Source organism: Pseudomonas sp. F3-2, from assembly GCF_038804275.1.
Lineage (GTDB): Bacteria > Pseudomonadota > Gammaproteobacteria > Pseudomonadales > Pseudomonadaceae > Aquipseudomonas.
This window is the reverse complement of the sequence record NZ_CP152388.1, coordinates 1,291,062-1,312,085: the sequence shown is the minus strand read 5'-3', so window position 1 is coordinate 1,312,085 and position 21,024 is coordinate 1,291,062. Positions and strand designations below refer to the sequence as shown.

General features: G+C 58.5%; 21 protein-coding genes. 12 read left to right on the top strand and 9 right to left on the bottom strand.

Going from position 1 to position 21,024, the window contains the following annotated elements; translation table 11 throughout:
- Window positions 1-4: 4 nt before the first annotated feature.
- Entirely contained in the window at window positions 5-226 is a 222-nt protein-coding gene (locus tag AAGQ88_RS05965) for a hypothetical protein (RefSeq protein ID WP_285422640.1), read from the bottom strand.
- Between the two features lie 121 nt (window positions 227-347).
- Complete coding sequence (gene dcd, locus AAGQ88_RS05960; protein WP_017126297.1) at window positions 348-914, bottom strand: dCTP deaminase; 567 nt, start codon at window positions 912-914, stop codon at window positions 348-350.
- Between the two features lie 320 nt (window positions 915-1,234).
- Here dcd and AAGQ88_RS05955 point away from each other — a divergent pair, with 320 nt between their 5' ends.
- Window positions 1,235-1,444: a cold-shock protein gene (locus AAGQ88_RS05955; RefSeq protein ID WP_002554837.1), complete on the top strand. Its 210-nt coding sequence runs from the start codon at window positions 1,235-1,237 to the stop codon at window positions 1,442-1,444.
- A 192-nt stretch (window positions 1,445-1,636) separates the two neighbouring features.
- Here AAGQ88_RS05955 and apbC read toward each other — a convergent pair whose 3' ends face one another.
- A complete protein-coding gene (gene apbC / locus AAGQ88_RS05950; RefSeq protein ID WP_342654703.1) occupies window positions 1,637-2,731 on the bottom strand; it encodes an iron-sulfur cluster carrier protein ApbC in 1,095 nt (364 codons plus the stop codon).
- A gap of 182 nt (window positions 2,732-2,913) precedes the next feature.
- Here apbC and metG point away from each other — a divergent pair, with 182 nt between their 5' ends.
- The 4 genes from metG (at window position 2,914) to AAGQ88_RS05930 (ending at window position 7,052) form a co-directional block, all read left to right on the top strand.
- The gene (metG, locus tag AAGQ88_RS05945) at window positions 2,914-4,956 is read left to right on the top strand and encodes a methionine--tRNA ligase (protein WP_342654702.1); all 2,043 of its coding nucleotides are present in this window, start codon (window positions 2,914-2,916) and stop codon (window positions 4,954-4,956) included.
- A 46-nt stretch (window positions 4,957-5,002) separates the two neighbouring features.
- Entirely contained in the window at window positions 5,003-6,040 is a 1,038-nt protein-coding gene (gene rsxB, locus AAGQ88_RS05940; protein ID WP_342654701.1) for an electron transport complex subunit RsxB, read from the top strand.
- Window positions 6,041-6,125: 85 nt separating this feature from the next.
- Entirely contained in the window at window positions 6,126-6,764 is a 639-nt protein-coding gene (nth, locus tag AAGQ88_RS05935) for an endonuclease III (RefSeq protein WP_342654700.1), read from the top strand.
- A gap of 105 nt (window positions 6,765-6,869) precedes the next feature.
- Window positions 6,870-7,052 (top strand): hypothetical protein, encoded by a 183-nt coding sequence (locus AAGQ88_RS05930; protein WP_342654699.1) that lies wholly within the window; start codon window positions 6,870-6,872, stop codon window positions 7,050-7,052.
- A gap of 107 nt (window positions 7,053-7,159) precedes the next feature.
- On the opposite strand, the gene AAGQ88_RS05925 is transcribed toward AAGQ88_RS05930, so the two are convergent.
- On the bottom strand, window positions 7,160-7,786 hold the full coding sequence (locus tag AAGQ88_RS05925; RefSeq protein WP_093461208.1) for a response regulator transcription factor: 627 nt from the start codon (window positions 7,784-7,786) through the stop codon (window positions 7,160-7,162).
- Window positions 7,787-8,929: 1,143 nt separating this feature from the next.
- Between AAGQ88_RS05925 and AAGQ88_RS05920 the strand changes: the two genes are divergently transcribed.
- Window positions 8,930-9,484: a hypothetical protein gene (locus AAGQ88_RS05920; protein ID WP_342654698.1), complete on the top strand. Its 555-nt coding sequence runs from the start codon at window positions 8,930-8,932 to the stop codon at window positions 9,482-9,484.
- A 129-nt stretch (window positions 9,485-9,613) separates the two neighbouring features.
- On the opposite strand, the gene AAGQ88_RS05915 is transcribed toward AAGQ88_RS05920, so the two are convergent.
- Window positions 9,614-10,831 (bottom strand): argininosuccinate synthase, encoded by a 1,218-nt coding sequence (locus AAGQ88_RS05915; RefSeq protein ID WP_062387973.1) that lies wholly within the window; start codon window positions 10,829-10,831, stop codon window positions 9,614-9,616.
- Between the two features lie 130 nt (window positions 10,832-10,961).
- Window positions 10,962-11,933 carry an OmpA family protein gene (locus AAGQ88_RS05910; RefSeq protein ID WP_342654697.1) on the bottom strand — a complete coding sequence of 324 codons (972 nt, stop codon included), beginning with the start codon at window positions 11,931-11,933 and terminating at the stop codon, window positions 10,962-10,964.
- 147 nt (window positions 11,934-12,080) lie between these two features.
- Between AAGQ88_RS05910 and pyrC the strand changes: the two genes are divergently transcribed.
- The 4 genes from pyrC to bfr all read left to right on the top strand — a co-directional run bounded on the left by pyrC (window position 12,081) and on the right by bfr (window position 14,936).
- Window positions 12,081-13,127 (top strand): dihydroorotase, encoded by a 1,047-nt coding sequence (gene pyrC, locus AAGQ88_RS05905; protein ID WP_342654696.1) that lies wholly within the window; start codon window positions 12,081-12,083, stop codon window positions 13,125-13,127.
- Window positions 13,124-13,801, top strand: coding sequence for a ribonuclease T (gene rnt / locus AAGQ88_RS05900; RefSeq protein ID WP_342654695.1), 678 nt, complete (start codon window positions 13,124-13,126; stop codon window positions 13,799-13,801). The genes pyrC and rnt overlap by 4 nt, the downstream gene beginning before the upstream one ends.
- Window positions 13,802-14,039: 238 nt before the next feature.
- Entirely contained in the window at window positions 14,040-14,258 is a 219-nt protein-coding gene (locus AAGQ88_RS05895; RefSeq protein WP_092410435.1) for a bacterioferritin-associated ferredoxin, read from the top strand.
- Window positions 14,259-14,459: 201 nt separating this feature from the next.
- Window positions 14,460-14,936 (top strand): bacterioferritin, encoded by a 477-nt coding sequence (bfr, locus tag AAGQ88_RS05890; protein WP_037012292.1) that lies wholly within the window; start codon window positions 14,460-14,462, stop codon window positions 14,934-14,936.
- A gap of 168 nt (window positions 14,937-15,104) precedes the next feature.
- On the opposite strand, the gene grxD is transcribed toward bfr, so the two are convergent.
- The 3 genes from grxD to AAGQ88_RS05875 all read right to left on the bottom strand — a co-directional run bounded on the left by grxD (window position 15,105) and on the right by AAGQ88_RS05875 (window position 18,108).
- A complete protein-coding gene (grxD, locus tag AAGQ88_RS05885; protein WP_110950078.1) occupies window positions 15,105-15,434 on the bottom strand; it encodes a Grx4 family monothiol glutaredoxin in 330 nt (109 codons plus the stop codon).
- Window positions 15,435-15,549: 115 nt separating this feature from the next.
- Window positions 15,550-17,658 carry a molybdopterin oxidoreductase family protein gene (locus AAGQ88_RS05880; protein WP_342654694.1) on the bottom strand — a complete coding sequence of 703 codons (2,109 nt, stop codon included), beginning with the start codon at window positions 17,656-17,658 and terminating at the stop codon, window positions 15,550-15,552.
- A gap of 147 nt (window positions 17,659-17,805) precedes the next feature.
- The gene (locus AAGQ88_RS05875) at window positions 17,806-18,108 is read right to left on the bottom strand and encodes a hypothetical protein (RefSeq protein WP_342654693.1); all 303 of its coding nucleotides are present in this window, start codon (window positions 18,106-18,108) and stop codon (window positions 17,806-17,808) included.
- 461 nt (window positions 18,109-18,569) lie between these two features.
- Here AAGQ88_RS05875 and argF point away from each other — a divergent pair, with 461 nt between their 5' ends.
- Window positions 18,570-19,490 (top strand): ornithine carbamoyltransferase, encoded by a 921-nt coding sequence (argF, locus tag AAGQ88_RS05870; protein ID WP_342655748.1) that lies wholly within the window; start codon window positions 18,570-18,572, stop codon window positions 19,488-19,490.
- A complete protein-coding gene (locus AAGQ88_RS05865) occupies window positions 19,487-20,566 on the top strand; it encodes an ABC transporter ATP-binding protein (RefSeq protein ID WP_342654692.1) in 1,080 nt (359 codons plus the stop codon). The genes argF and AAGQ88_RS05865 overlap by 4 nt, the downstream gene beginning before the upstream one ends.
- Window positions 20,567-21,024 lie beyond the last annotated feature (458 nt).

Sequence of the window (21,024 nt, the reverse complement as noted above, 5' to 3'; positions counted from 1 at the left end):
ACGGTCAAGCTACGGGGGCGGGCGGCGGCTCATCTGGCAATGTAGGCTCGCCGGGTTCCGTGGGCTGAGGATAATCGTTAGGGGTGTCAGGGTTAGGCTGGCCGGGAATCCCGCCAGCGACCATGTTATTCAGGTGTGGATGCGCTAACAGCGACCAAGCCAGCAACCCGACCTGATTCTGTCCGGGGTCGGCTTCCTTGCTGCTGGTTTTGATTTGTCTCTTCATAGGGCACTCCCGAGCGTTGGCCCCATCCGCATGGTGCGGATGGGAACGGTTCAATCAATAGAGTGCCGAATTCGTGACTAATTCAGTTTCAAAATGACCAACGGTGCACCACGTCACAGACTCAGGTGCGTGGCAGGGTGACGCCGCGCTGACCCTGATACTTGCCGCCACGGTCCTTGTAGGACACTTCGCATTCTTCGTCAGATTCCAGGAACAGCATCTGAGCGACGCCTTCGTTCGCATAAATTTTCGCAGGCAGAGTCGTGGTGTTGGAGAACTCCAGCGTCACGTGGCCTTCCCATTCCGGCTCAAGCGGCGTTACGTTGACGATGATGCCGCAACGCGCATAGGTGCTCTTGCCCAGGCAGATGGTCAGGACGTTGCGCGGAATGCGGAAATACTCGACGGTGCGGGCCAGGGCGAAGGAGTTCGGCGGGATGATGCAGACGTCGCTCTTGATGTCGACGAAGCTCTTTTCGTCGAAATTCTTCGGATCGACGGTCGCGGAATTGATGTTGGTGAACACCTTGAATTCGTCGGCACAGCGCACGTCGTAGCCATAGCTGGACACACCGAAGGAGATCAGCCGGTCAGCGCCCTCGCCGCGCATCTGGCGCTCCACGAACGGCTCGATCATGCCGTGCTCTTGCGCCATGCGGCGAATCCACTTGTCCGATTTGATGCTCATGGCGGTGTCCTGAATAGCGAGGTGAAAAAGATGTCCGGCATCTTACCGGGCCGGGGCCTCCGGTTCAAAGGCTGTCCGCTGGACCTTGGCGCTTTGCACGATGCCCATTTGCCATGGTTAGAAATAAATGGAACAAGCCCATTGGCACATATGAAAAAACCGGTTAAGGTGGGTCCACTGTGTTGCTTGTGTCACTGAGAATCTCTACACGATGTTGAATTTCGATCCAACCATCTCCAAGAATTTTTCCTGCTCTTTGCACTCAGTCTCGGCCAGGGCTCTTCCTGAGTCGCAGTTAACTTTGTCCAAGGAGATACACCATGTCCAATCGCCAAACCGGTACCGTTAAGTGGTTCAACGATGAAAAAGGCTTCGGCTTCATCACTCCACAATCCGGTGACGACCTGTTCGTACACTTCAAAGCAATCCAGTCCGACGGCTTCAAAAGCCTGAAAGAAGGCCAGCAGGTTTCTTTCATCGCTACCCGCGGTCAGAAAGGCATGCAAGCTGAAGAAGTTCAAGTTATCTAACTTGTACTGATTCGCTTAAAAACCCCGCCCTCAAGGCGGGGTTTTTTTATGCCTGCAGGTTTTGCACAGCGTGCAACACCCGTAGAACTGAGCCTGCTCGCGGTGCCTGTCCGGACTGCTTCAGCGACCGAACGCCAGCGAGCAACCCCACCCTGATGAGTGGAGTTGCACGTCAGACCGGACGATTGCCCGTTAATCGTCGCTGACGGAAATGTCAGGCATCGCAGGCGTTGCCGCTTCCTGCAGGACGATGCGCGCGCCGACGTGACGCGCCAGCTCCTGGTACACCATCGCAATCTGACTTTCCGGCTCGGCGATGGCTGTGGGCCTGCCACCATCGGCCTGCTCGCGGATCAGCATCGACAGCGGCAGCGAAGCCAGCAGCTCAACGCCGTATTGGGACGCTAGCTTCTCGCCTCCGCCCTCACCGAACAGATGCTCGGCATGACCGCAATTCGAGCAGATGTGAACCGCCATGTTTTCGACGACGCCCAGTACGGGAATGTTGACCTTGCGGAACATCTCCACGCCTTTTTTGGCATCCAGCAACGCCAGATCCTGAGGCGTGGTGACGATGACCGCCCCCGCAACCGGGACCTTTTGCGCCAGCGTCAGCTGGATGTCACCGGTGCCTGGCGGCATGTCGATCACCAGATAGTCCAGATCGTTCCAGGCGGTCTGAGTCACCAGCTGCAGCAGCGCGCCGGAAACCATCGGCCCGCGCCAGACCATCGGCGTGTTGTCATCGGTCAGAAAAGCCATCGACATCACTTCGATGCCATGCGCCTGGATGGGTACGAACCATTTCTGATCCTTGATCTGCGGACGCGTGCCTTCAGCAATGCCGAACATCACGCCCTGGCTGGGTCCATAGATGTCGGCATCGAGAATGCCCACCCGCGCACCCTCACGCGACAAAGCGAGCGCCAGGTTGGCAGCGGTGGTGGATTTGCCCACGCCACCCTTGCCGGAGGCGACGGCGACGATGTTTTTAACGTTGGCCAAGCCAGGAATCTGGCCCTGTGCCTTGTGCGCACCGATCAGCGTATCGACCTGCACACTGGCAGACGCCACGCCATCAAGGTTCCCGATCGCCATTTGCAGCATCTGCGCCCAGCCGTTCTTGAACAGGTCGGCAGCGTAGCCCAGCTGCAGCTGAACGCTGACGCGATCACCATCGATGTCGATCGCCCGCACGCAGCCAGCGCTGACCGGGTCTTGATTCAAATAAGGATCGGTGTACTGGCGAAGGACGGCCTCCACCGTTGCGCGATTGACAGCGCTCATGGGTCACTCCCGAAAAAGACTGAGCAAAACAGGCGGCTATCCTACCGCGTTCGTCGGAATAAGAGGGCCGGGTTTTTACCCATGACTCGCGAAGCCGATTCCCACACGCTGTGCGGGATGAAAAAAAACGCTCAGGCCTTTATAGTGGCCGACCTCCGTTTCACTTCAAGTAGCCGAGCCCCATGTCCGAGCCACGCAAGATTCTCGTCACCAGCGCCCTGCCCTATGCCAATGGTTCCATTCACCTTGGCCACATGCTCGAGTACATCCAGACCGACATGTGGGTGCGCTTCCAGAAGCACCGCGGCAACCAGTGCATTTATGTGTGCGCGGACGACGCCCATGGCTCGGCCATCATGCTGCGTGCAGAAAAGGAAGGCATCACCCCGGAGCAACTGATCGCCAACGTTCAGGCTGAACACAGCGCCGACTTTGCCGACTTCCTGGTCAACTTCGACAACTTCCATTCCACTCACGCCGAAGAAAACCGCGAGCTGTCGAGCCTGATCTACACACGTCTGCGCGACGCTGGCCACATCGCCACGCGCTCGGTCACGCAGTATTTCGACCCGGAAAAGAAAATGTTCCTGGCCGACCGCTTCATCAAAGGCACCTGCCCGAAATGCGGCACTGAAGATCAGTACGGCGACAACTGCGAGAAATGCGGCGCTACTTACGCACCGACCGACCTGAAAGACCCGAAATCGGCGATTTCCGGAGCCACGCCCGTTCTCAAGGATTCCAAGCACTTCTTCTTCGACCTGCCCGCCTTCGACGCCATGCTCAAGAGCTGGACCCGCAGCGGCACCCTGCAGGACGCTGTGGCCAACAAGTTGTCGGAGTGGCTGGACTCGGGCCTGCAGCAGTGGGACATCTCCCGCGATGCGCCGTATTTCGGTTTCGAGATTCCGGGTGAGCCTGGCAAGTACTTCTACGTGTGGCTGGATGCACCCATCGGCTACATGGCGAGCTTCAAGAACCTGTGCGATCGCACGCCAGGTCTGGACTTCGACGCATTCTGGAACAAGGATTCCACGACCGAGCTTTACCATTTCATCGGCAAGGACATCGTCAATTTCCACGCCCTGTTCTGGCCGGCCATGCTCGAAGGTTCGGGCTTCCGCAAGCCCACCGCGATCAATGTCCACGGCTACCTGACGGTCAACGGCCAGAAGATGTCGAAATCCCGCGGCACGTTCATCAAGGCGCGCACCTACCTTGAGCACCTCTCGCCCGAATACCTGCGCTATTACTACGCAGCCAAGCTGGGCCGCGGCGTCGACGATCTGGACCTGAATCTCGAAGACTTCGTGCAAAAGGTCAATTCCGACCTGATCGGCAAAGTGGTCAACATCGCAAGCCGCTGTGCAGGCTTCATCCATAAGGGCAACGCAGGCGTGCTGGTGGCGGGCAATGCCGCGCCGGAGCTGACCGATGCCTTCCTCGCCGCCGCGCCGAGCATCGCCGAGGCTTATGAGGCACGGGACTTTGCGCGGGCCATGCGGGAAATCATGGCGCTGGCCGATCGCGCCAACGCCTGGATCGCCGACAAAGCGCCGTGGTCGCTGGCCAAGCAAGAAGGCAAACAGGACGAAGTTCAGGCCATCTGCGCGCTGGGCATCAACCTGTTCCGCCAGCTGGTGATCTTCCTCAAGCCCGTCCTGCCGAATCTGGCGGCTGATGCCGAGCAGTTCCTGAACGTCGCGCCGTTGACCTGGGACGATCACCTGACGCTGCTGAGCAACCATCAGCTCAATCCGTTCCAGGCACTGATGACGCGCATCGATCCAGCAAAAGTGGAAGCCATGACCACTGCCTCGAAAGAAGATCTGGCAGCCAGCGCCACCGATACGGGTCCGCAAGGCAACGGTGAACTGACCAAGGACCCGCTGTCGCCGGAGATCGATTTCGACGCGTTCGCCGCCATTGACCTGCGCGTCGCGCTGATCGAAAAAGCCGAGCATGTCGAAGGTGCCGATAAGCTGCTGCGCCTGACCCTCGACATCGGAGACGAGAAGCGCAACGTGTTCTCCGGCATCAAGAGCGCTTACCCGAACCCGGCTGAGCTCGAAGGTCGCCTGACCATGATGATTGCCAACCTCAAGCCACGGAAAATGCGTTTCGGCATTTCCGAAGGCATGGTGATGGCAGCAGGCCCTGGCGGTGAAGAAATCTACCTGCTGAGCCCTGACAGCGGCGCCAAGCCAGGTCAACGCATCAAGTAACCCTGAACGTGGCTGGCGATCTGCGGAGCGCCAGTCTGGTCAACGCATGAACCTGATTCAGCGCATCGATGCCCTGTTGCCGCAAACCCAATGTGGCAAATGCGGCCACCCAGGATGCAAGCCCTACGCCGAAGGCATCGCCAACGGCGAAGCGATCAACAAATGCCCACCCGGCGGTGACGAAACCATCGCGGCAGTCGCGCGCCTGCTGAATGTGCCCATCATCGCACTGGATAACGATCGCGGAAGCGCGCCTGCGCAAGTCGCGTTCATTCGCGAAGCCGAGTGCATCGGATGCACCAAATGCATCCAGGCGTGCCCGGTGGACGCCATCGTCGGCGCCGCCAAACTCATGCACACCGTTATCGTCGATGAATGCACTGGCTGCGATTTGTGCGTGGCGCCCTGCCCGGTCGATTGCATCGAACTGCATCCGCTGCCTATCGCCTCTGTCGTGCCTGTCGTCGGTGGACTTGCATCAAACGAAGCTCAGCGCATCGCTCGGGCCACCAAGCGCGGGCATGCACGCCAGCGTTTCGAAGCACGCAATGCTCGCCTTGAACGCGAAGAGAAACAGCGTCAGGCCGAGCGTCTGGCCCGACAGCAGCGGCCTCCTGCGGCCAGCCTCACGCCCGCCGATCCGGTGCAGGCGGCACTGGAGCGCGTCCGTCTGCAACGAGCCGCTGACAACGATGCGGCACTCAAACAGGCACGCATTAACGTCAGCATGAGCCGGGCGCAGCTTCACAAGTCGCTCAAAGCGTTTGGCCATCCACCCACGGCCGAGCAAGCGGCAAGGTTGGTTGAATTGGGGCGCGAATTTGACGAAGCCGAACGCGGACTGGCAGAGCTACTCGAAAGCGCTCCCGCAGCACCGAAGCCGGCGCCTTCTCCGGTCGCCGCCGAAGCCGATACGGCGAGCATGAACCGCGCGAAAATCCAGCTGGCGATGCGCCGTGCCGCGCTGAATAAAGCCATTGCGGCTCACGCCTGCGCTGAGCACATTGCAGCGCTTGGCAACGAAGTCGATCAGGCTGCTGAGCATCTGGCTTCATTTGATCTGGCCACCGGCAAACCTGATTGACGCCCGCTTGAGGTGAGCCCATGCATCACACGATCTACCGCAGCCGCGACACGCGCCCGACCGTTCCTCAAGGAATACGCTTTTCATGAATGCAGCAAAACGTCTGGAAATCTTTCGTCGCCTTCACGAGGACAATCCTGATCCCAAAACTGAATTGGCCTACACCACGCCGTTCGAATTGCTGATTGCTGTCATTCTCTCGGCGCAAGCTACCGACGTCAGCGTGAACAAGGCAACGGCTCGGCTCTACCCGGTCGCGAATACCCCGCAGGCGATTTACGCATTGGGGGTGGAGGGGCTGTCGGAGTACATCAAAACCATCGGCCTCTACAACAGCAAGGCGAAGAACGTCATCGAGACGTGCCGCATGCTGATTGAGCTCCACGGCGGCGAAGTGCCGCAAACGCGTGAAGCGCTGGAGGCGCTCCCGGGTGTAGGACGCAAGACAGCCAACGTTGTGCTCAATACTGCGTTTCGCCAACTCGCCATGGCGGTCGACACGCACATCTTCCGCGTCAGCAACCGTACCGGGATCGCACCGGGCAAGAACGTGGTTGAAGTGGAAAACAAACTGATGAAGTTCGTGCCTCGGAATTATCTGCTCGACGCCCACCACTGGTTGATTCTTCACGGCCGTTACGTCTGTATTGCCCGCAAGCCTCGGTGTGGCAGCTGCCGGATTGAGGACCTGTGCGAGTACAAGCACAAAACCTCCGACGATTGAGCGATAGGTCGCTGGCTAGTTGATCGATTGAAAAAATCTTTTTTACCGGACTGAAGTTTGTCGCTATAAGGTGCGCCAATGACAGCTTAAGTCTGGAGTCAACATATGAGCACTGACAAAGAGCAGATCGACGTGGATGACGACTTCGTTTCCGGAGACTCTGACGAAGCCGCGCAAGTACCGGTAGAAACGGCTAAAACCAATCTCAGCAAACGCCGCACCATTGATAATCTGCTGGAAGAACGTCGACTGCAGCGGCAGTTGGCAGATTACGATTTCGATCTCTGAACCACCCTCCCCTCAAGCCTCTCCACCGCACGAGAGGCTTTGGCCTGTACAGGTCACCCCCGCGACGATGCCTCACCACCTTAAGGGCGGGTTGGCAGCACGCGCATTCATACCAGTCCGTTGCGCTGGGCGAGTTCGATCAGGTCCACCAGCGAGTGAGCATTGAGCTTCAGCAGCAGGCGGGTCTTGTAGGTGCTGACGGTTTTGTTGCTCAGAAACATGCCGTCCGCGATCTCCTTGTTGGTTTTGCCGCGGGCCAGTTGCTGCAGCACCATCATTTCACGTCCGGAAAGTCGGTCGACCATTTCCGCTTCGGTGGCATTGCCCAGGCTTGAGCGCACCGTGTGCAGCGCCTGGTTCGGGAAATAGCTGTAGCCGGACAGCACCGCCTTGATGGCGCTCAGCAACTCGGTCAGGTCCTGCTGTTTGCAGACATAGCCCGCAGCACCGGCCTGCATGCAGCGCATCGAAAAGTGACCGGGCGCTTGCGAGGTAAGGATCAGAACCTTGAACGACAGCGTCATGGCCGTCAGGCGGGCGATGACTTCAAGGCCATCAAGCTTGGGAATCCCGATATCCAGAATCACGATATCCGGCAAATGTTCACGCGCCAGCTGCAAGGCATCCACGCCGTTATCCGTCTCGGCAATGACCTCGTAACCATGCCGCTCCATCAACATGCGTACGGCAAGCCGAATGACAGGGTGATCATCCACGATCAACACTTTATTCATGAGCAGTCCATTTCTTTGCAGTTCGAATTTTCAGAGCCCGCACAATAGCTTAGTCGTTTAGTGCTTTGCATGGCGCTCCTCCCTACGGACTAGCAGGCAAAGACCTTTCCCACTCAAGCCACAGAAAAATCCTACAAAACCTGCCACATCCGCATCCATTGTGATCTTTTTCATCGGTGCTTCCCGTGCGACGTCAGTCCATCCGGCGAACGCCAGAACATAATGCGAGGAAGCCCATCTCGACGACGAACCGAGTTTCTCAACAGGATGGAACATCAACAAATACCTTATTGAAGCATCAGGTGAACGGGTTAGCTGCGGCGGACATATGGGTGAAGACCGGAAATTCGTTCGCCCGGTTGTCAATCGTGTCGTCCTGGCGCTTTTCAGAACACCTCTGCCCCACCATGTCACGCATGCCTGCACAACTTCAAATGACATGCTCTGAACTCAGGATAAGCTGATCTTGCGAGCATGTGAGAAAACAAAAATCAAAAAATATTGCAAGCATAAAAATATCTCGGCGGCGGATGTCTCCGTTGAAAGTACACATTTACACACGCACATTTTCATACATATTTATTTTGGGAAGATTCCTACCCCATCTTGGGAGGCTTCCGAATCGGTACATTTTTGCCCAAAAATCGAGGTCTTTTTGAGCGACGCTGACACACCGCAGAGGCGCTGGCTCAGCGAACTTCAACTAACGTTAAAAGACCGTTCGCCACACTGCGAGGCTCCTCCGACATTCACGTAATACCATCGGGCGCCGGATATCCAGCAATGAATAGCGAAGCAGAAAAATACTACATAACTAACAGACCATTATTACCTCGGGATCTGCCGCTGAAAAAATATTAAAGCGCTAACCCCGCTTCGCTGGATTTTTCACTTGCCAAAGCAATTACCAATCGTTACTTTTTTCTCAAGCACGCCATCAGGCGATTCGCAGATATAACGACGCCTTCTTGCAACGCACTCATTAATTAGCGTCTTTAACACTCTTTTATGCTCTTACCGGGCTTATAGCACGAAAGATATAAACGGGTTTAAGACTGCACCCTCTTATACGAAGTTTATTTTTATCCAGAACTGCGGCGCACTTCAGCGCCGTGTATATCAACACGTTCAAAGGAATAAACCATGAATAAAAAAACAGATCCGTCTGGCGTCTCGGCTGAGCATCTAAAGATAGCCAATGCCGTGGAGCATTATGTTTCTCACGGGGGCGTCATCAATGTAGTTCCTGAAGGCACAACGGGAGAATCGGCGCACCCGACAGGGCCGGCGAGCGGAGCTGATTGCGAATTGGAGATGGACACCAAACTGGAGCTGCTCAAGGGCCTCGTGGCGAAGGGGGCCGGCGTATCGGCGTTGCAGTACTCCTTACGAATGAACCGCAAGGACATTAAGCGCCTCGCCAGTGAAAACGGGTTGAAGATACGTTACAGCCGCCCTGTGAGGCGGACTCGCAGCACTCGAAGCCGAGAAACCACGACGGTTGACGACGTGGTTGCCGGTCATGCAATGCATTACTCGACGTTGGGATATACGGTGCCGGAAATAGCCCAACTATTGGGCCTGGGCGTCAGGGACGTCTGGGATATCGGTCAGGCCTATCGCTTTGAGTTCAACAAGAACCGGGAACACGGCGACATGGCGCAGGCGGCGCCAGAAGATAAAGCGGATCGCGATTGATCGGGTGCGCCCAGCCATGACTGTGCAAGCCACGCAGCAGCACTAAGTAAAAACGAGAGCAAAGAAGGGTAGCAGCGCAAGCGTTGAAAAAGAGCAGCCCCGGACAGGGCTGCTCTTGAACGGAGTGGATCAGAACAGCTTGCGATTCTTGTTCGCGGCAATTCGCATGCGCAGCGCGTTGAGCTTGATGAAACCGGCAGCGTCTGCCTGATTGTAAGCGCCGCCATCTTCTTCGAAAGTTGCGATGTTGGCGTCGAACAGCGAGTCGTCGGACTTGCGGCCAGTAACGATGACATTGCCCTTGTACAGCTTCAGACGCACTACGCCGTTCACGTGAGCCTGAGACGCGTCGATCATCTGTTGCAACATCAGACGCTCAGGGCTCCACCAATAGCCGGTGTAGATCAGGCTGGCGTATTTCGGCATCAGCTCGTCTTTCAGGTGAGCGACTTCGCGGTCCAGCGTGATCGACTCGATGGCGCGGTGCGCCTTGAGCATGATGGTGCCGCCAGGGGTTTCGTAGCAGCCACGGGATTTCATGCCGACGTAACGGTTTTCGACAATGTCCAGACGGCCGATGCCGTGTTCGCCGCCGATCCGGTTGAGCGTCGCCAGCACAGTGGCCGGGGTCATCTCGACGCCGTCCAGGGCGACGATGTCACCGTTGCGGTAGGTCAGTTCCAGATACTGCGCCTGGTCGGGGGCTTTTTCCGGCGAGACGGTCCAGCGCCACATGTCTTCTTCATGCTCGGTCCAGGTGTCTTCCAGCACGCCACCTTCGTAAGAAATGTGCAGCAGGTTGGCATCCATCGAGTAAGGGGACTTCTTCTTGCCGTGACGCTCGATCGGGATCGCGTGCTTTTCGGCGTAATCCATCAGCTTTTCGCGTGACAGAAGATCCCACTCGCGCCATGGGGCAATGACTTTGACGCCTGGCTTGAGCGCGTAGGCGCCCAGTTCGAAACGTACCTGATCGTTCCCCTTGCCGGTCGCGCCGTGGGAAATGGCGTCGGCGCCGGTTTCGTTGGCGATTTCAATCAGACGCTTGGCGATGAGCGGACGAGCGATGGAAGTACCGAGCAGGTACTCGCCTTCGTAGACGGTGTTGGCGCGGAACATCGGGAACACGAAATCGCGCACGAATTCTTCGCGCAGATCGTCGATGTAGATTTCTTTGACGCCCATGGCCTGCGCCTTGGCGCGTGCTGGCTCGACTTCTTCGCCCTGACCGAGGTCGGCGGTAAAAGTCACCACTTCGCAGTTATACGTATCCTGCAGCCACTTGAGGATTACCGAAGTATCCAGGCCACCGGAATACGCGAGAACTACCTTGTTTACGTCCGCCATGCCATCACTCCAACGCGTTGTACGGAAAACCGCTGATTCTACCGTTCAACCACGTGGATTTACAGTGTCGCGACAGCTTCTGACGACGAAGCGACAGAATCTGTCGAACACACGACTCGATAGCAAGCGTTCAGGAGGTCTTCGCTGGCGCGGCACCTGACGCCGTCGACGGAGCAGGCACGGGCGAAGGGGCCGGCGCTGGAGCAGGCGACACGGCCGGCGCGGCAACAGGTGCCACGGCAGGTTGCGGCTCCGGCACACGATCCAGATGAATGTTCACCCGACGGTTGCGCGCACGGTTGGCGTTGTTGGTGTTGGGCACCAGCGGGTACTGCTCGCCGTGAAAGCGCAGCGTGATCTGTTCCTCGGGCACGCCCTGGGCTTTGAGGTAATCCATCACTGCCAACGCCCGGCGACGCGAAAGGTCACGGTTGGTCAGGCGATTGCCACTGTTGTCCGAATGGCCATCGAGCTCGACCCGATTCACGGTCGGATCGGCCTTCATGTAAGCGAGCACGGTATCGAGCCGGCGCTTGGCCTGCGCGTCGAGCTCAATGCCGCCGCCGGGAAAACCGATCTCGGCCTGGCGCACTTGCTCGAAGTTCATGGGTAGCAACTTGGCGGTGCACAGCTGGAAGTCACTAAACGCTTTGCTGAATTTAACGGGCAGCAACCGCACTTCCATCGCTCCGCCGTCCCGCAGTGCATGACGAATCACCGGGCTGCGCCCTTCCATCAGACCCGCGATCAACCGGCCAGCCTGCGCCTGATTGGTGTTAAAGGGAATCTCGCCGTTGCCGACTTTTACTGCACCCAGATTAAGGTCACTGCGCCCTGGCTGCCACGGCGCGGCGGCGGCGATCAGAGTGGCCGAACCGGACGCGAGGCTGTAGCCGGTAGCCTTCAGTCGGAAAGTCGCCTGCTCGCCCGCGCGACGCACGAATTCGCCCGCACCGAAATCGGTGATCGGCTGACTCAGGCGGCATTCGAACTGGTCGCCTTCTACCTTCCACTCAATATTCTCCAGACGGGTCTGGAAAGTGAGAGCCATGGCCGGCAGGCTGGCAAACACGCTGAGCAGGGCTAGATATCGCTGGCGCACGGGAGGCTCCACATAAAATTCACGGCGTTACAAAATTCATTGCTTACAGCGGGCTATCGGTTGCTTCCTGCAAAACTTGATAGCGAGTGCCTGCAAGAGTCTTTTCCGGTAGCATTCCCAGCGAGTTTGACCCGCCTGGAATCCCCAATGTCCGAACGCCTGACCCTCCTGCGCCCCGACGACTGGCACATCCATCTTCGTGATGGCGCTGTTTTGCCCCATACCGTCGCTGACGTAGCGCGCACCTTTGCCCGCGCCATCATCATGCCGAACCTCGTGCCGCCGGTACGCAACGCAGAGCAAGCGGATGCCTATCGCCAGCGCATCCTGGCTGCGCGCCCCGCAGGCAGCCGTTTCGAGCCATTGATGGTGCTTTACCTTACCGACGTGACCCAGCCCGAAGACATCCGCGCCGCCAAGGCCAGCGGCTTCGTGCACGCTGCCAAGCTGTACCCGGCCGGCGCCACCACCAACTCCGATTCGGGCGTGACCAGCGTCGACAAGATCTTCCCGGTGCTCGAGGCCATGGCCGAAGTCGGGATGCCCCTGTTGATCCACGGCGAAGTCACACGCGGCGACATCGATGTCTTCGACCGCGAAAAAATCTTCATCGATGAGCACATGCGTCGCGTCGTGGAGCGCTTCCCGACCCTCAAAGTGGTGTTCGAGCACATCACCACAGCGGACGCCGTGCAGTTCGTCAACGAGGCTTCGGCCAACGTCGGCGCGACCATCACCGCGCATCACCTGCTTTACAACCGCAACCACATGCTGGTGGGCGGTATTCGTCCGCACTTCTATTGCCTGCCGATCCTCAAGCGCAACACCCATCAGGTGGCGCTGCTGGATGCAGCGACCAGCGGCAGCAGCAAGTTTTTCCTGGGCACCGACTCGGCGCCTCACGCGCAGCATGCCAAAGAAGCAGCATGCGGTTGCGCGGGCTGCTACACCGCCTTCGCTGCGATCGAGCTGTATGCCGAAGCATTCGAGCAACGCAACGCCTTGGATAAGCTTGAAGGGTTCGCCAGCCTCAACGGCCCAGCGTTCTACGGCCTGCCCGCCAACACCGACACCATTACCCTGGTTCGCGACGAGTGGACGGCGCCTGCCAGCCTGCCGTTCGGCGAGCTGTCCGTTATCCCGCTGCGCGCCGGTGAGAAACTGCGCTGGCGCCTGCTGGAGGAACACGCGTGAGTGAAGACCAATACGACGACGATCAGGAAGGTTCTGGCGGCGGCACAGGCTCCAGGCATCCGATGGCAGCGCGCTTTCGCGGCTACCTGCCGGTCGTTGTCGACGTAGAAACCGGTGGCTTCAACTCGGCCACCGACGCCTTGCTGGAGATTGCGGCCACGACGATCGGCATGGACGAGAAAGGGTTCGTGTTTCCCGAGCACACCTATTTCTTCCGCGTCGAACCGTTCGAAGGCGCCAATATCGAACCGGCAGCCCTGGAGTTCACCGGGATCAAGCTCGACCACCCGTTGCGCATGGCGGTGAGCGAAGAGACGGCATTGACCGATATCTTCCGCGGTATCCGAAAGGCGTTGAAAGCCAACGGCTGCAAGCGCGCGATTCTGGTGGGCCATAACGCCAGCTTCGACCTGGGCTTCCTCAATGCTGCCGTTGCGCGACTGGACATGAAACGTAATCCGTTCCATCCATTCTCAAGTTTCGATACTGCGACGCTGGCAGGCCTCGCCTACGGGCAGACTGTGCTGGCCAAGGCTTGTCAGTCGGCGGACATCGACTTCGACGGTCGTGAGGCTCACTCGGCTCGCTACGACACCGAGAAGACGGCGGAGCTGTTCTGCGGCATCGTCAACCGCTGGAAAGAAATGGGCGGCTGGCACGACTTCAACGACTGAGTGCTGCGCTTGCTGAAAAACCGGCCATTGGGCCGGTTTTTTATTGCACAAACTTGCACGACTCCAGGAAGGCCCGGCACAGAGCGTCTTGGCATCCGCCATCACTCATCATCATGCGGGTCCTCATCTGACCACTCATCGGTCGTCATTGGACGAAGCAGAAGTAGTTTTGACAAGCATTCTCATTAACATTAGTATCTTTCGCATTGAGCAAATAACTCAGCGACGGTTACTTTTTATGTATGTCTGCCTCTGCCAAGGTGTCACCGACGGACAAATCCGCGAAGCGATCATGGAAGGATGCTGCAGCTATCGTGAAGTGCGCGAGACCCTGGGTGTCGCCAGTAAATGTGGGAAATGTGCCTGCCTGGCGAAGGAAGTGGTACGTGAAACCCTGACCGAATTGCAGACCACGCAGGCAGCGCTCGCATATCCCGCAGAATTTTCAGCAGCCTGAGTCAATCGATTTTAGAGAACCGGACCTTGTGTCCGGTTTTTTTATGCCTGTAATTCAATTGCTTAGCGTCAAGATGCGGAACACAAACATTCTTATTCCTATTTATTTTCACTTATTATTCAATAACTTAGGTTTGACACGCGTTTATATCGGGCTCAGACTTGCGGCTTATATACGAACACCTTCGACAGGACCTCGATAATGAAAGGCGACATTACAGTCATCCAGCATCTCAACAAGATCCTCGGAAACGAGCTGGTCGCAATCAACCAGTACTTTCTGCATGCCCGCATGTATGAGGATTGGGGTCTGAACAAGCTGGGCAAGCACGAGTACCACGAATCCATCGACGAGATGAAACACGCGGACAAGCTGATCAAGCGCATCCTGTTCCTGGAAGGCCTGCCTAACCTGCAGGACCTGGGCAAGATCCTGATCGGTGAGCACACCAAGGAAATGCTCGAATGCGACCTGAGGATCGAGCGTAAAGGCCACGCCGACCTCAAGGCGGCGATCGCTCACTGCGAAACCGTGGGTGATTTCGGCAGCCGTGAAATGCTGGAAGATATTCTCGAATCCGAAGAAGAGCATATCGACTGGCTGGAAACCCAGCTGGGCCTGATCGACAAGGTTGGTATCGAGAACTACCTGCAGTCGCAGATGGGCGAAGAAGGCTGATTCCAGCTTCGCAGTCAAAAATGCCCTGCCGGGTGTGAGCCTGGCGGGGCTTTTTTATGCGCGGGTTTCCGCAAATGGCTACCCGCCTTTGTCTGATTTGAGCGATACCCGCGCACAAAAAAGCCCCGCATCTCGATCGAGACCGGGGCTTTTGGGTAACCGGGTGGATCAGGCAGTCGCGTTCTTCTCGACGGCAGCCTTGATCAGCGGTTGCAGTTCACCAGCGGCGTGCATTTCAGCGATGATGTCGCTGCCGCCCACCAGTTCACCGTCGACCCACAGCTGCGGGAAAGTCGGCCAGTTGGCGTATTTTGGCAGGTTGGCGCGGATTTCCGGGTTCTGCAGGATATCGACGTACGCGAACTTTTCGCCACACGCCATCAGTGCCTGAGACGCCTTGGCCGAGAAGCCACACTGCGGGGCATTCGGAGCGCCTTTCATGTAAAGCAGAACGGTGTTTTTGGCAATCTGGTCTTTGATCGTTTCGATGATATCCATGGAGCACCTCGGCTTAACTTTACGACTGTATGAGTCGACACGGTGGCGCATTGTAACGGAATCCCCAGCGTAAAGCTCGGTCTTGGCCTTAGCACGGTGAGAAATATGATGAGCGTCATGCCGCAGCGACGGTCACCGGAACACCATTGAGCGCGGCGTTTCCGGACAAGGCGTCCAGTTGCCGCTCGTCGGTCAGGTCATTGGCGCTGACGCCGGGCTGCCCCCTGGCTATCTCCATTCGCACACCCGCCCTCTCGTGCCCCCAGCCATGGGGCAGGCTCACGACGCCCGGCATCATGTCGGCGCTGCTCGACACCTCCACCTCGATGACGCCAACGCGTGAGCTCACCCGCACACGCTGACCGTCGCTCAGGCCGCGCGTGGCCAGGTCCGCAGGATGCATCAGCAATTGATGACGCGGCTTGCCTTTCACAAGGCGGTGGTAGTTGTGCATCCACGAGTTGTTGCTGCGCACGTGCCGGCGGCCAATCATCAGCAATTCGCCCGCCTGTGGTGTGGATGACTGCGCAAACCGCGCAAGGTCGGCCAGAATCACCGAAGGCGCAGCCTGCACGCGCTGATTCGCCGTTTTCAGGCGGGTCACCAGATTAGGTTGCAATGGCCCCAGATCCAGCCCGTGAGGATGCGCGTACAGCGTTTCCAGCGACAGTCTGTGCGCCGATTCATCGCCGTAAAGTCCGGCACGCAACCCGCGATCGACAATTTGCGCGGGCGACAGCGTCGGCTTCAGCTCACGTCCGGTCCTGGCAGCGAACGCCTGAGCCAGCCCGACGAATATCTCCCAGTCATGCAGTGCACCCTCGGGTTTAGCCAGGATGGCGCGATTGAAACGTGTGACATTGCGCACCGCGAACATGTTGAACGTGGTGTCGTAGTGGTCGTTTTCCAGTGCGGACGTCGAGGGCAGGATCAGGTCGGCGTGTCGCGTGGTTTCGTTGATGTACGGATCGATGCTGAGCATGAAATCCAGACCTTCCAGCGCCTCATCGAGCCTGCGCCCGTTGGGCGTGGACAGCACCGGGTTACCCGCGACCGTGATGAGGGCTTTTACCTGCCCCTCGCCTTCGGTCAGCATCTCTTCGGCCAACGCTGAAACCGGCAGCTCGCCGCTGTATTCCGGCAAGCCCGAAACACGGCTCTGCCAACGATTGAAACCGCCGCCGGATGTCGAAGCCACCAGATCCAGCGCAGGCTGGGTGCACAACGCGCCGCCGGGGCGGTCCAGGTTGCCGGTGACCAGATTGATCAGTTGCACCAGCCAATGACAGAGCGTGCCGAACGCCTGAGTCGAAACCCCCATGCGCCCGTAACAGACCGCACTCCCGGCGCTGGCAAAGTCCCGCGCCAGTTGCCGGATCTGCCCGGCCGGTATGCCGCATCGCGCGCTCATGGCCTCGGCGCTCATCTCGGCAATCGCACTGCGCACCTCGTCCAGCCCATCCACGGCCAGGTGACTCTCGCGGGTCAGGCCCTCGGCGAACAACGTGTGCAACATCCCGAACAGCAATGCCGCATCGCCGCCCGGACGAATGAAAAGGTGCTGATCGGCGATGGCGGCGGTCTCGCTGCGACGCGGATCAACCACGACCACCTTGCCACCTCGCGCCTGAATGGCCTTGAGGCGCTTTTCCACATCGGGGACGGTCATGATGCTGCCGTTGGAAGCCAGCGGATTGCCCCCCAGAATGAGCATGAAGTCTGTGTGATCTATATCGGGAATCGGCAACAGCAAGCCGTGGCCATACATCAGGTAACTGGTGAGGTGATGCGGAAGCTGATCCACCGAAGTCGCCGAGTAGCGGTTGCGTGTTTTCAGCAAGCCGAGAAAGTAGTTGCTGTGGGTCATCAGCCCGTAGTTGTGAACACTGGGGTTACCCTGATACACCGCCACCGCATTTTGCCCGTAACGCTGCTGGACATCGGCCAGACGCTCGGCGACCAGCTCGAAAGCGGCGTGCCATTCGATCGGCTTCCATTGCGTGCCGACGCGCTGCATGGGCTGACGCAAACGATCGGGATCGTTCTGAATATCCTGCAACGCGACGGCCTTGGGGCAGATGTGTCCGCGACTGAACGTATCCAGCGCGTCGCCCTTGATCGAGCTGATCAGCGTCGAGGCATCGTCCTGGCGGGTGGTTTCGATGGCAAGGCCGCAGATGGCCTCACACAGGTGACAGGCCCGGTAGTGAAGAGTCTTGGTCATCGCCAGTCTCATGTTTTTGTGTGGCGATCGAGGCGATCGCGGTTACAAAACTATGGGGCCTGTCGCAGTGCTTCGCCAGAGACTTCAGTGCCGTGAATCGGACGGCATCAGGCGAGCCGATAGCTCGCCGGGGCAATCAGGAGGGAATCAGGACCCCGAGCCACCGATGGGCGTGACGACTTTGCGCTGCATCTGGATCTCGTGAACGGTCTCGACCTGCTCTTGTGACACTTGCACCCCGGTCAGTTCGCCGATCAGACGCCAGTGGTCGTCCAGACCAGAACTGATGGTCGCCATACGGTCGATCATCCGACGGCCTGCCGAGCGCGTGACTTCATCTTCACTGCGCATCAGCTCGAAGGACATCGAGGTCATGGAAGCGGTGAGGTGCGTCAGGGTGCGGGCAGTCAGCCCGAGCAGTTCCGTCAGTTGTTTCTCTTTTGAATCCATTCCTCACCCCCTTTGGAGTACATAAGCGGCCTTTATAACCCACACCGATGTTTTAGGAAACGTCCGGTTTTCCGCGGCGTGAAGCATGTCGCATAAGGCCTTATGCCCGATTTCGACTGTTGCGAATCCAGTAGCAATGCACCGAACGCCACGCGATACAGCGGGCATTCGTCCACCATCGGACCCACAGCGATGGCGTAGAGTGGCAAATTGCCTTCCATCAGGCAACACTCTAGCACCAGCTTGAGGCGGATGTGTTCTGAAACCGCCAATTTTAAGCGACCGAACGTCTGACTGCGGCTTTGAAACATGTCAGGCCTTGGCATCAGGCGACATTTTCTTATACCCTCGCGCCTTCCCTATTCGTCGCCCCGTGCGGCTTTTGCCGCAGGTCTCGCCCGTTTTCCCGATAAAACCCGGCTTAGAGGATCTGCGGTCTGTTGCAGACAAGGTAGTTAATGATGAGCGCAAGGCACTTTCTCTCGATGATGGATTACACGCCCGATGAGCTGGTCGGCGTGATTCGTCGCGGCATTGAGCTGAAGGACCTGCGAAATCGAGGGGTTCTGTTCGAGCCGCTCAAGGGCCGGATCCTGGCGATGATCTTCGAGAAATCTTCGACTCGTACCCGGGTTTCGTTCGAAGCCGGGATGATTCAACTCGGCGGCCAGGCCATTTTTCTCTCTCCTCGGGACACTCAGTTGGGTCGTGGCGAGCCGATTGCCGACGGCGCACGCGTCATGTCGCGGATGGTCGACGCGGTGATGATCCGCACCTTCGCCCATAGCAACCTCACCGAATTCGCCGCTCATTCGCGGGTGCCCGTCATCAACGGTCTGTCCGACGATCTGCATCCCTGCCAGTTATTGGCGGACATGCAGACCTACCTTGAGCATCGTGGCTCGATCAAGGGCAAGACCGTGGCCTGGATCGGCGACGGCAACAACATGTGCAACAGCTATATAGAAGCGGCCATCCAGTTCGACTTCCAGCTGCGCGTCGCCTGCCCCGAGGGTTATGAGCCCAACCCGCAATTCATGGCGCTGGCGGGCGATCGCGTGACGTTGACCCGCGACCCGCGTGAAGCGGTCAAGGGTGCGCATCTGGTCAGCACTGACGTCTGGACCTCCATGGGCCAGGAAGAGGAAACCGCCAAGCGCATCGCCTTGTTCAAACCGTTCCAGGTCACCCGCGCGCTGCTGGACCTGGCAGCCGAAGACGTCGTGTTCATGCACTGCCTGCCAGCGCATCGGGGCGAGGAAATCAGCGAAGACTTGCTCGATGACGTCCGCTCCGTCGCGTGGGATCAGGCCGAAAACCGCCTGCATGCCCAGAAAGCGCTGCTGGAATTCCTTGTCGCGCCGGCCTACACGCCTGAGTGAGTGATGCCATGCTGCTGAAACTGCGCGACCTCGCCTGCGGCTATCAGGACCATCTGGTGGTGCAGAATCTCAACCTGCACCTCAATCCGGGCGACATCGGTTGCCTGCTGGGCTCTTCAGGCTGCGGTAAAACCACGACACTTCGCGCCATTGCCGGCTTCGAACCGGTGCACGAAGGCGAGATCGTGCTGGCGGGCGAAGTCATCTCCAAAGCCGGATTCACCCTGGCGCCGGAGAAGCGTCGAATCGGCATGGTGTTTCAGGACTACGCACTGTTCCCGCACCTCACCGTCGCCGATAACATTGCATTCGGCATCCGCAATCACCCGCGTTTGACGCAGGTCGTTCAGGAAATGCTGGATCTGGTCAATCTCGGCGCGTTGGGCAAGCGCCATCCCCACGAACTGTCCGGCGGTCAGCAGCAACGCGTTGCGCTGGCCCGGGCCCTCGCGCCGGAACCGCAGTTGCTGCTGCTGGACGAGCCGTTTTCCAACCTCGACGGCGAGTTGCGTCGCCGCTTGAGCCATGAAGTGCGCGACATCCTCAAAGCGCGCGGCACCAGCGCGATTCTGGTGACCCACGATCAGGAAGAGGCGTTCGCGGTCAGCGATCATGTCGGCGTGTTCAAGGAAGGCCGGCTGGAACAGTGGGATACGCCTTACAACCTCTATCACGAACCGGCTACGCCTTATGTCGCGAGCTTTGTCGGACAGGGGTATTTCATCCGTGGGCAGATGATTGACGCGGAATCCGTGCAGACCGAACTCGGCATTCTGCGCGGCAATCGCGCCTATCCCGGCATCAGTGGAACGGCGATGGACGTCCTTCTGCGACCCGACGACATCGTGTACACACCGGACAGCGCATTGAAGGCGAAGGTGGCGAGCAAAACATTTCAGGGCGCGTCGACGCTGTATCGCCTGCAATTGCCCACCGGCACTCAGCTGGAGGCGCTGTTTCCGAGCCATGCCGACCTGCGCGCAGGGGACGAAGTCGGCATCAGCGTCTGCGCGGAACACCTGGTCCTGTTCCGCGCCGCGGGCAGCGTGCCAGTGCATCAAGAAGCGACGGTCTGACAAACAGGCTTCAAGCACAGGGTTTTGTGCCTGACCTGATACCGGCAGACGCTGGAATCGTGTGGGGGTGAGCCAACTGTCCTCAACGCCCCTTCGATCAACGGCGTAATACCTGACGCCTTCCCGGCTGAAGCCGGTCCTACACAAAATTCGCAACGTCTGCAGGACCGGCTTCAGCCAGGAAAAGGCCGATGCATGCCGTACAGATGTAGCGTCTGGAATTCAGTCTTCGCGGGCAAGCGCGCTCCTACAGGATTCGTGTCTGGGAGGAGAATCGGGAATGCCCGGAGATCCCTGTGGGAGTGAGCTTGCTCACGATGAGGCCGATATGTTCGCCGGAGAGATATCGCGTGACCATCAGCCTTCGAGTTTTGTGCTCGACACACACCTGGCAACCCCACAAATCCCTTGCAGGAGTGCGCTTGCCCGCGATCTGGCGCGCAGCGGCAGCTGAATCG

Bases quoted from the DNA above. Each gene is read 5' to 3' on its own strand.
- AAGQ88_RS05955 (WP_002554837.1), top strand. From the start codon at position 1,235: ATGTCCAATCGCCAAACCGGTACCGTTAAGTGGTTCAACGATGAAAAA.
- AAGQ88_RS05965 (WP_285422640.1), bottom strand. From the start codon at position 226: ATGAAGAGACAAATCAAAACCAGCAGCAAGGAAGCCGACCCCGGACAG.
- dcd (WP_017126297.1), bottom strand. From the start codon at position 914: ATGAGCATCAAATCGGACAAGTGGATTCGCCGCATGGCGCAAGAGCAC.
- argF (WP_342655748.1), top strand. From the start codon at position 18,570: ATGAGCGCAAGGCACTTTCTCTCGATGATGGATTACACGCCCGATGAG.
- apbC (WP_342654703.1), bottom strand. From the start codon at position 2,731: ATGAGCGCTGTCAATCGCGCAACGGTGGAGGCCGTCCTTCGCCAGTAC.
- nth (WP_342654700.1), top strand. From the start codon at position 6,126: ATGAATGCAGCAAAACGTCTGGAAATCTTTCGTCGCCTTCACGAGGAC.
- AAGQ88_RS05880 (WP_342654694.1), bottom strand. From the start codon at position 17,658: ATGACCAAGACTCTTCACTACCGGGCCTGTCACCTGTGTGAGGCCATC.
- AAGQ88_RS05930 (WP_342654699.1), top strand. From the start codon at position 6,870: ATGAGCACTGACAAAGAGCAGATCGACGTGGATGACGACTTCGTTTCC.
- AAGQ88_RS05920 (WP_342654698.1), top strand. From the start codon at position 8,930: ATGAATAAAAAAACAGATCCGTCTGGCGTCTCGGCTGAGCATCTAAAG.
- AAGQ88_RS05895 (WP_092410435.1), top strand. From the start codon at position 14,040: ATGTATGTCTGCCTCTGCCAAGGTGTCACCGACGGACAAATCCGCGAA.
- AAGQ88_RS05915 (WP_062387973.1), bottom strand. From the start codon at position 10,831: ATGGCGGACGTAAACAAGGTAGTTCTCGCGTATTCCGGTGGCCTGGAT.
- metG (WP_342654702.1), top strand. From the start codon at position 2,914: ATGTCCGAGCCACGCAAGATTCTCGTCACCAGCGCCCTGCCCTATGCC.
- AAGQ88_RS05875 (WP_342654693.1), bottom strand. From the start codon at position 18,108: ATGGATTCAAAAGAGAAACAACTGACGGAACTGCTCGGGCTGACTGCC.
- rsxB (WP_342654701.1), top strand. From the start codon at position 5,003: ATGAACCTGATTCAGCGCATCGATGCCCTGTTGCCGCAAACCCAATGT.
- AAGQ88_RS05925 (WP_093461208.1), bottom strand. From the start codon at position 7,786: ATGAATAAAGTGTTGATCGTGGATGATCACCCTGTCATTCGGCTTGCC.
- grxD (WP_110950078.1), bottom strand. From the start codon at position 15,434: ATGGATATCATCGAAACGATCAAAGACCAGATTGCCAAAAACACCGTT.
- pyrC (WP_342654696.1), top strand. From the start codon at position 12,081: ATGTCCGAACGCCTGACCCTCCTGCGCCCCGACGACTGGCACATCCAT.
- bfr (WP_037012292.1), top strand. From the start codon at position 14,460: ATGAAAGGCGACATTACAGTCATCCAGCATCTCAACAAGATCCTCGGA.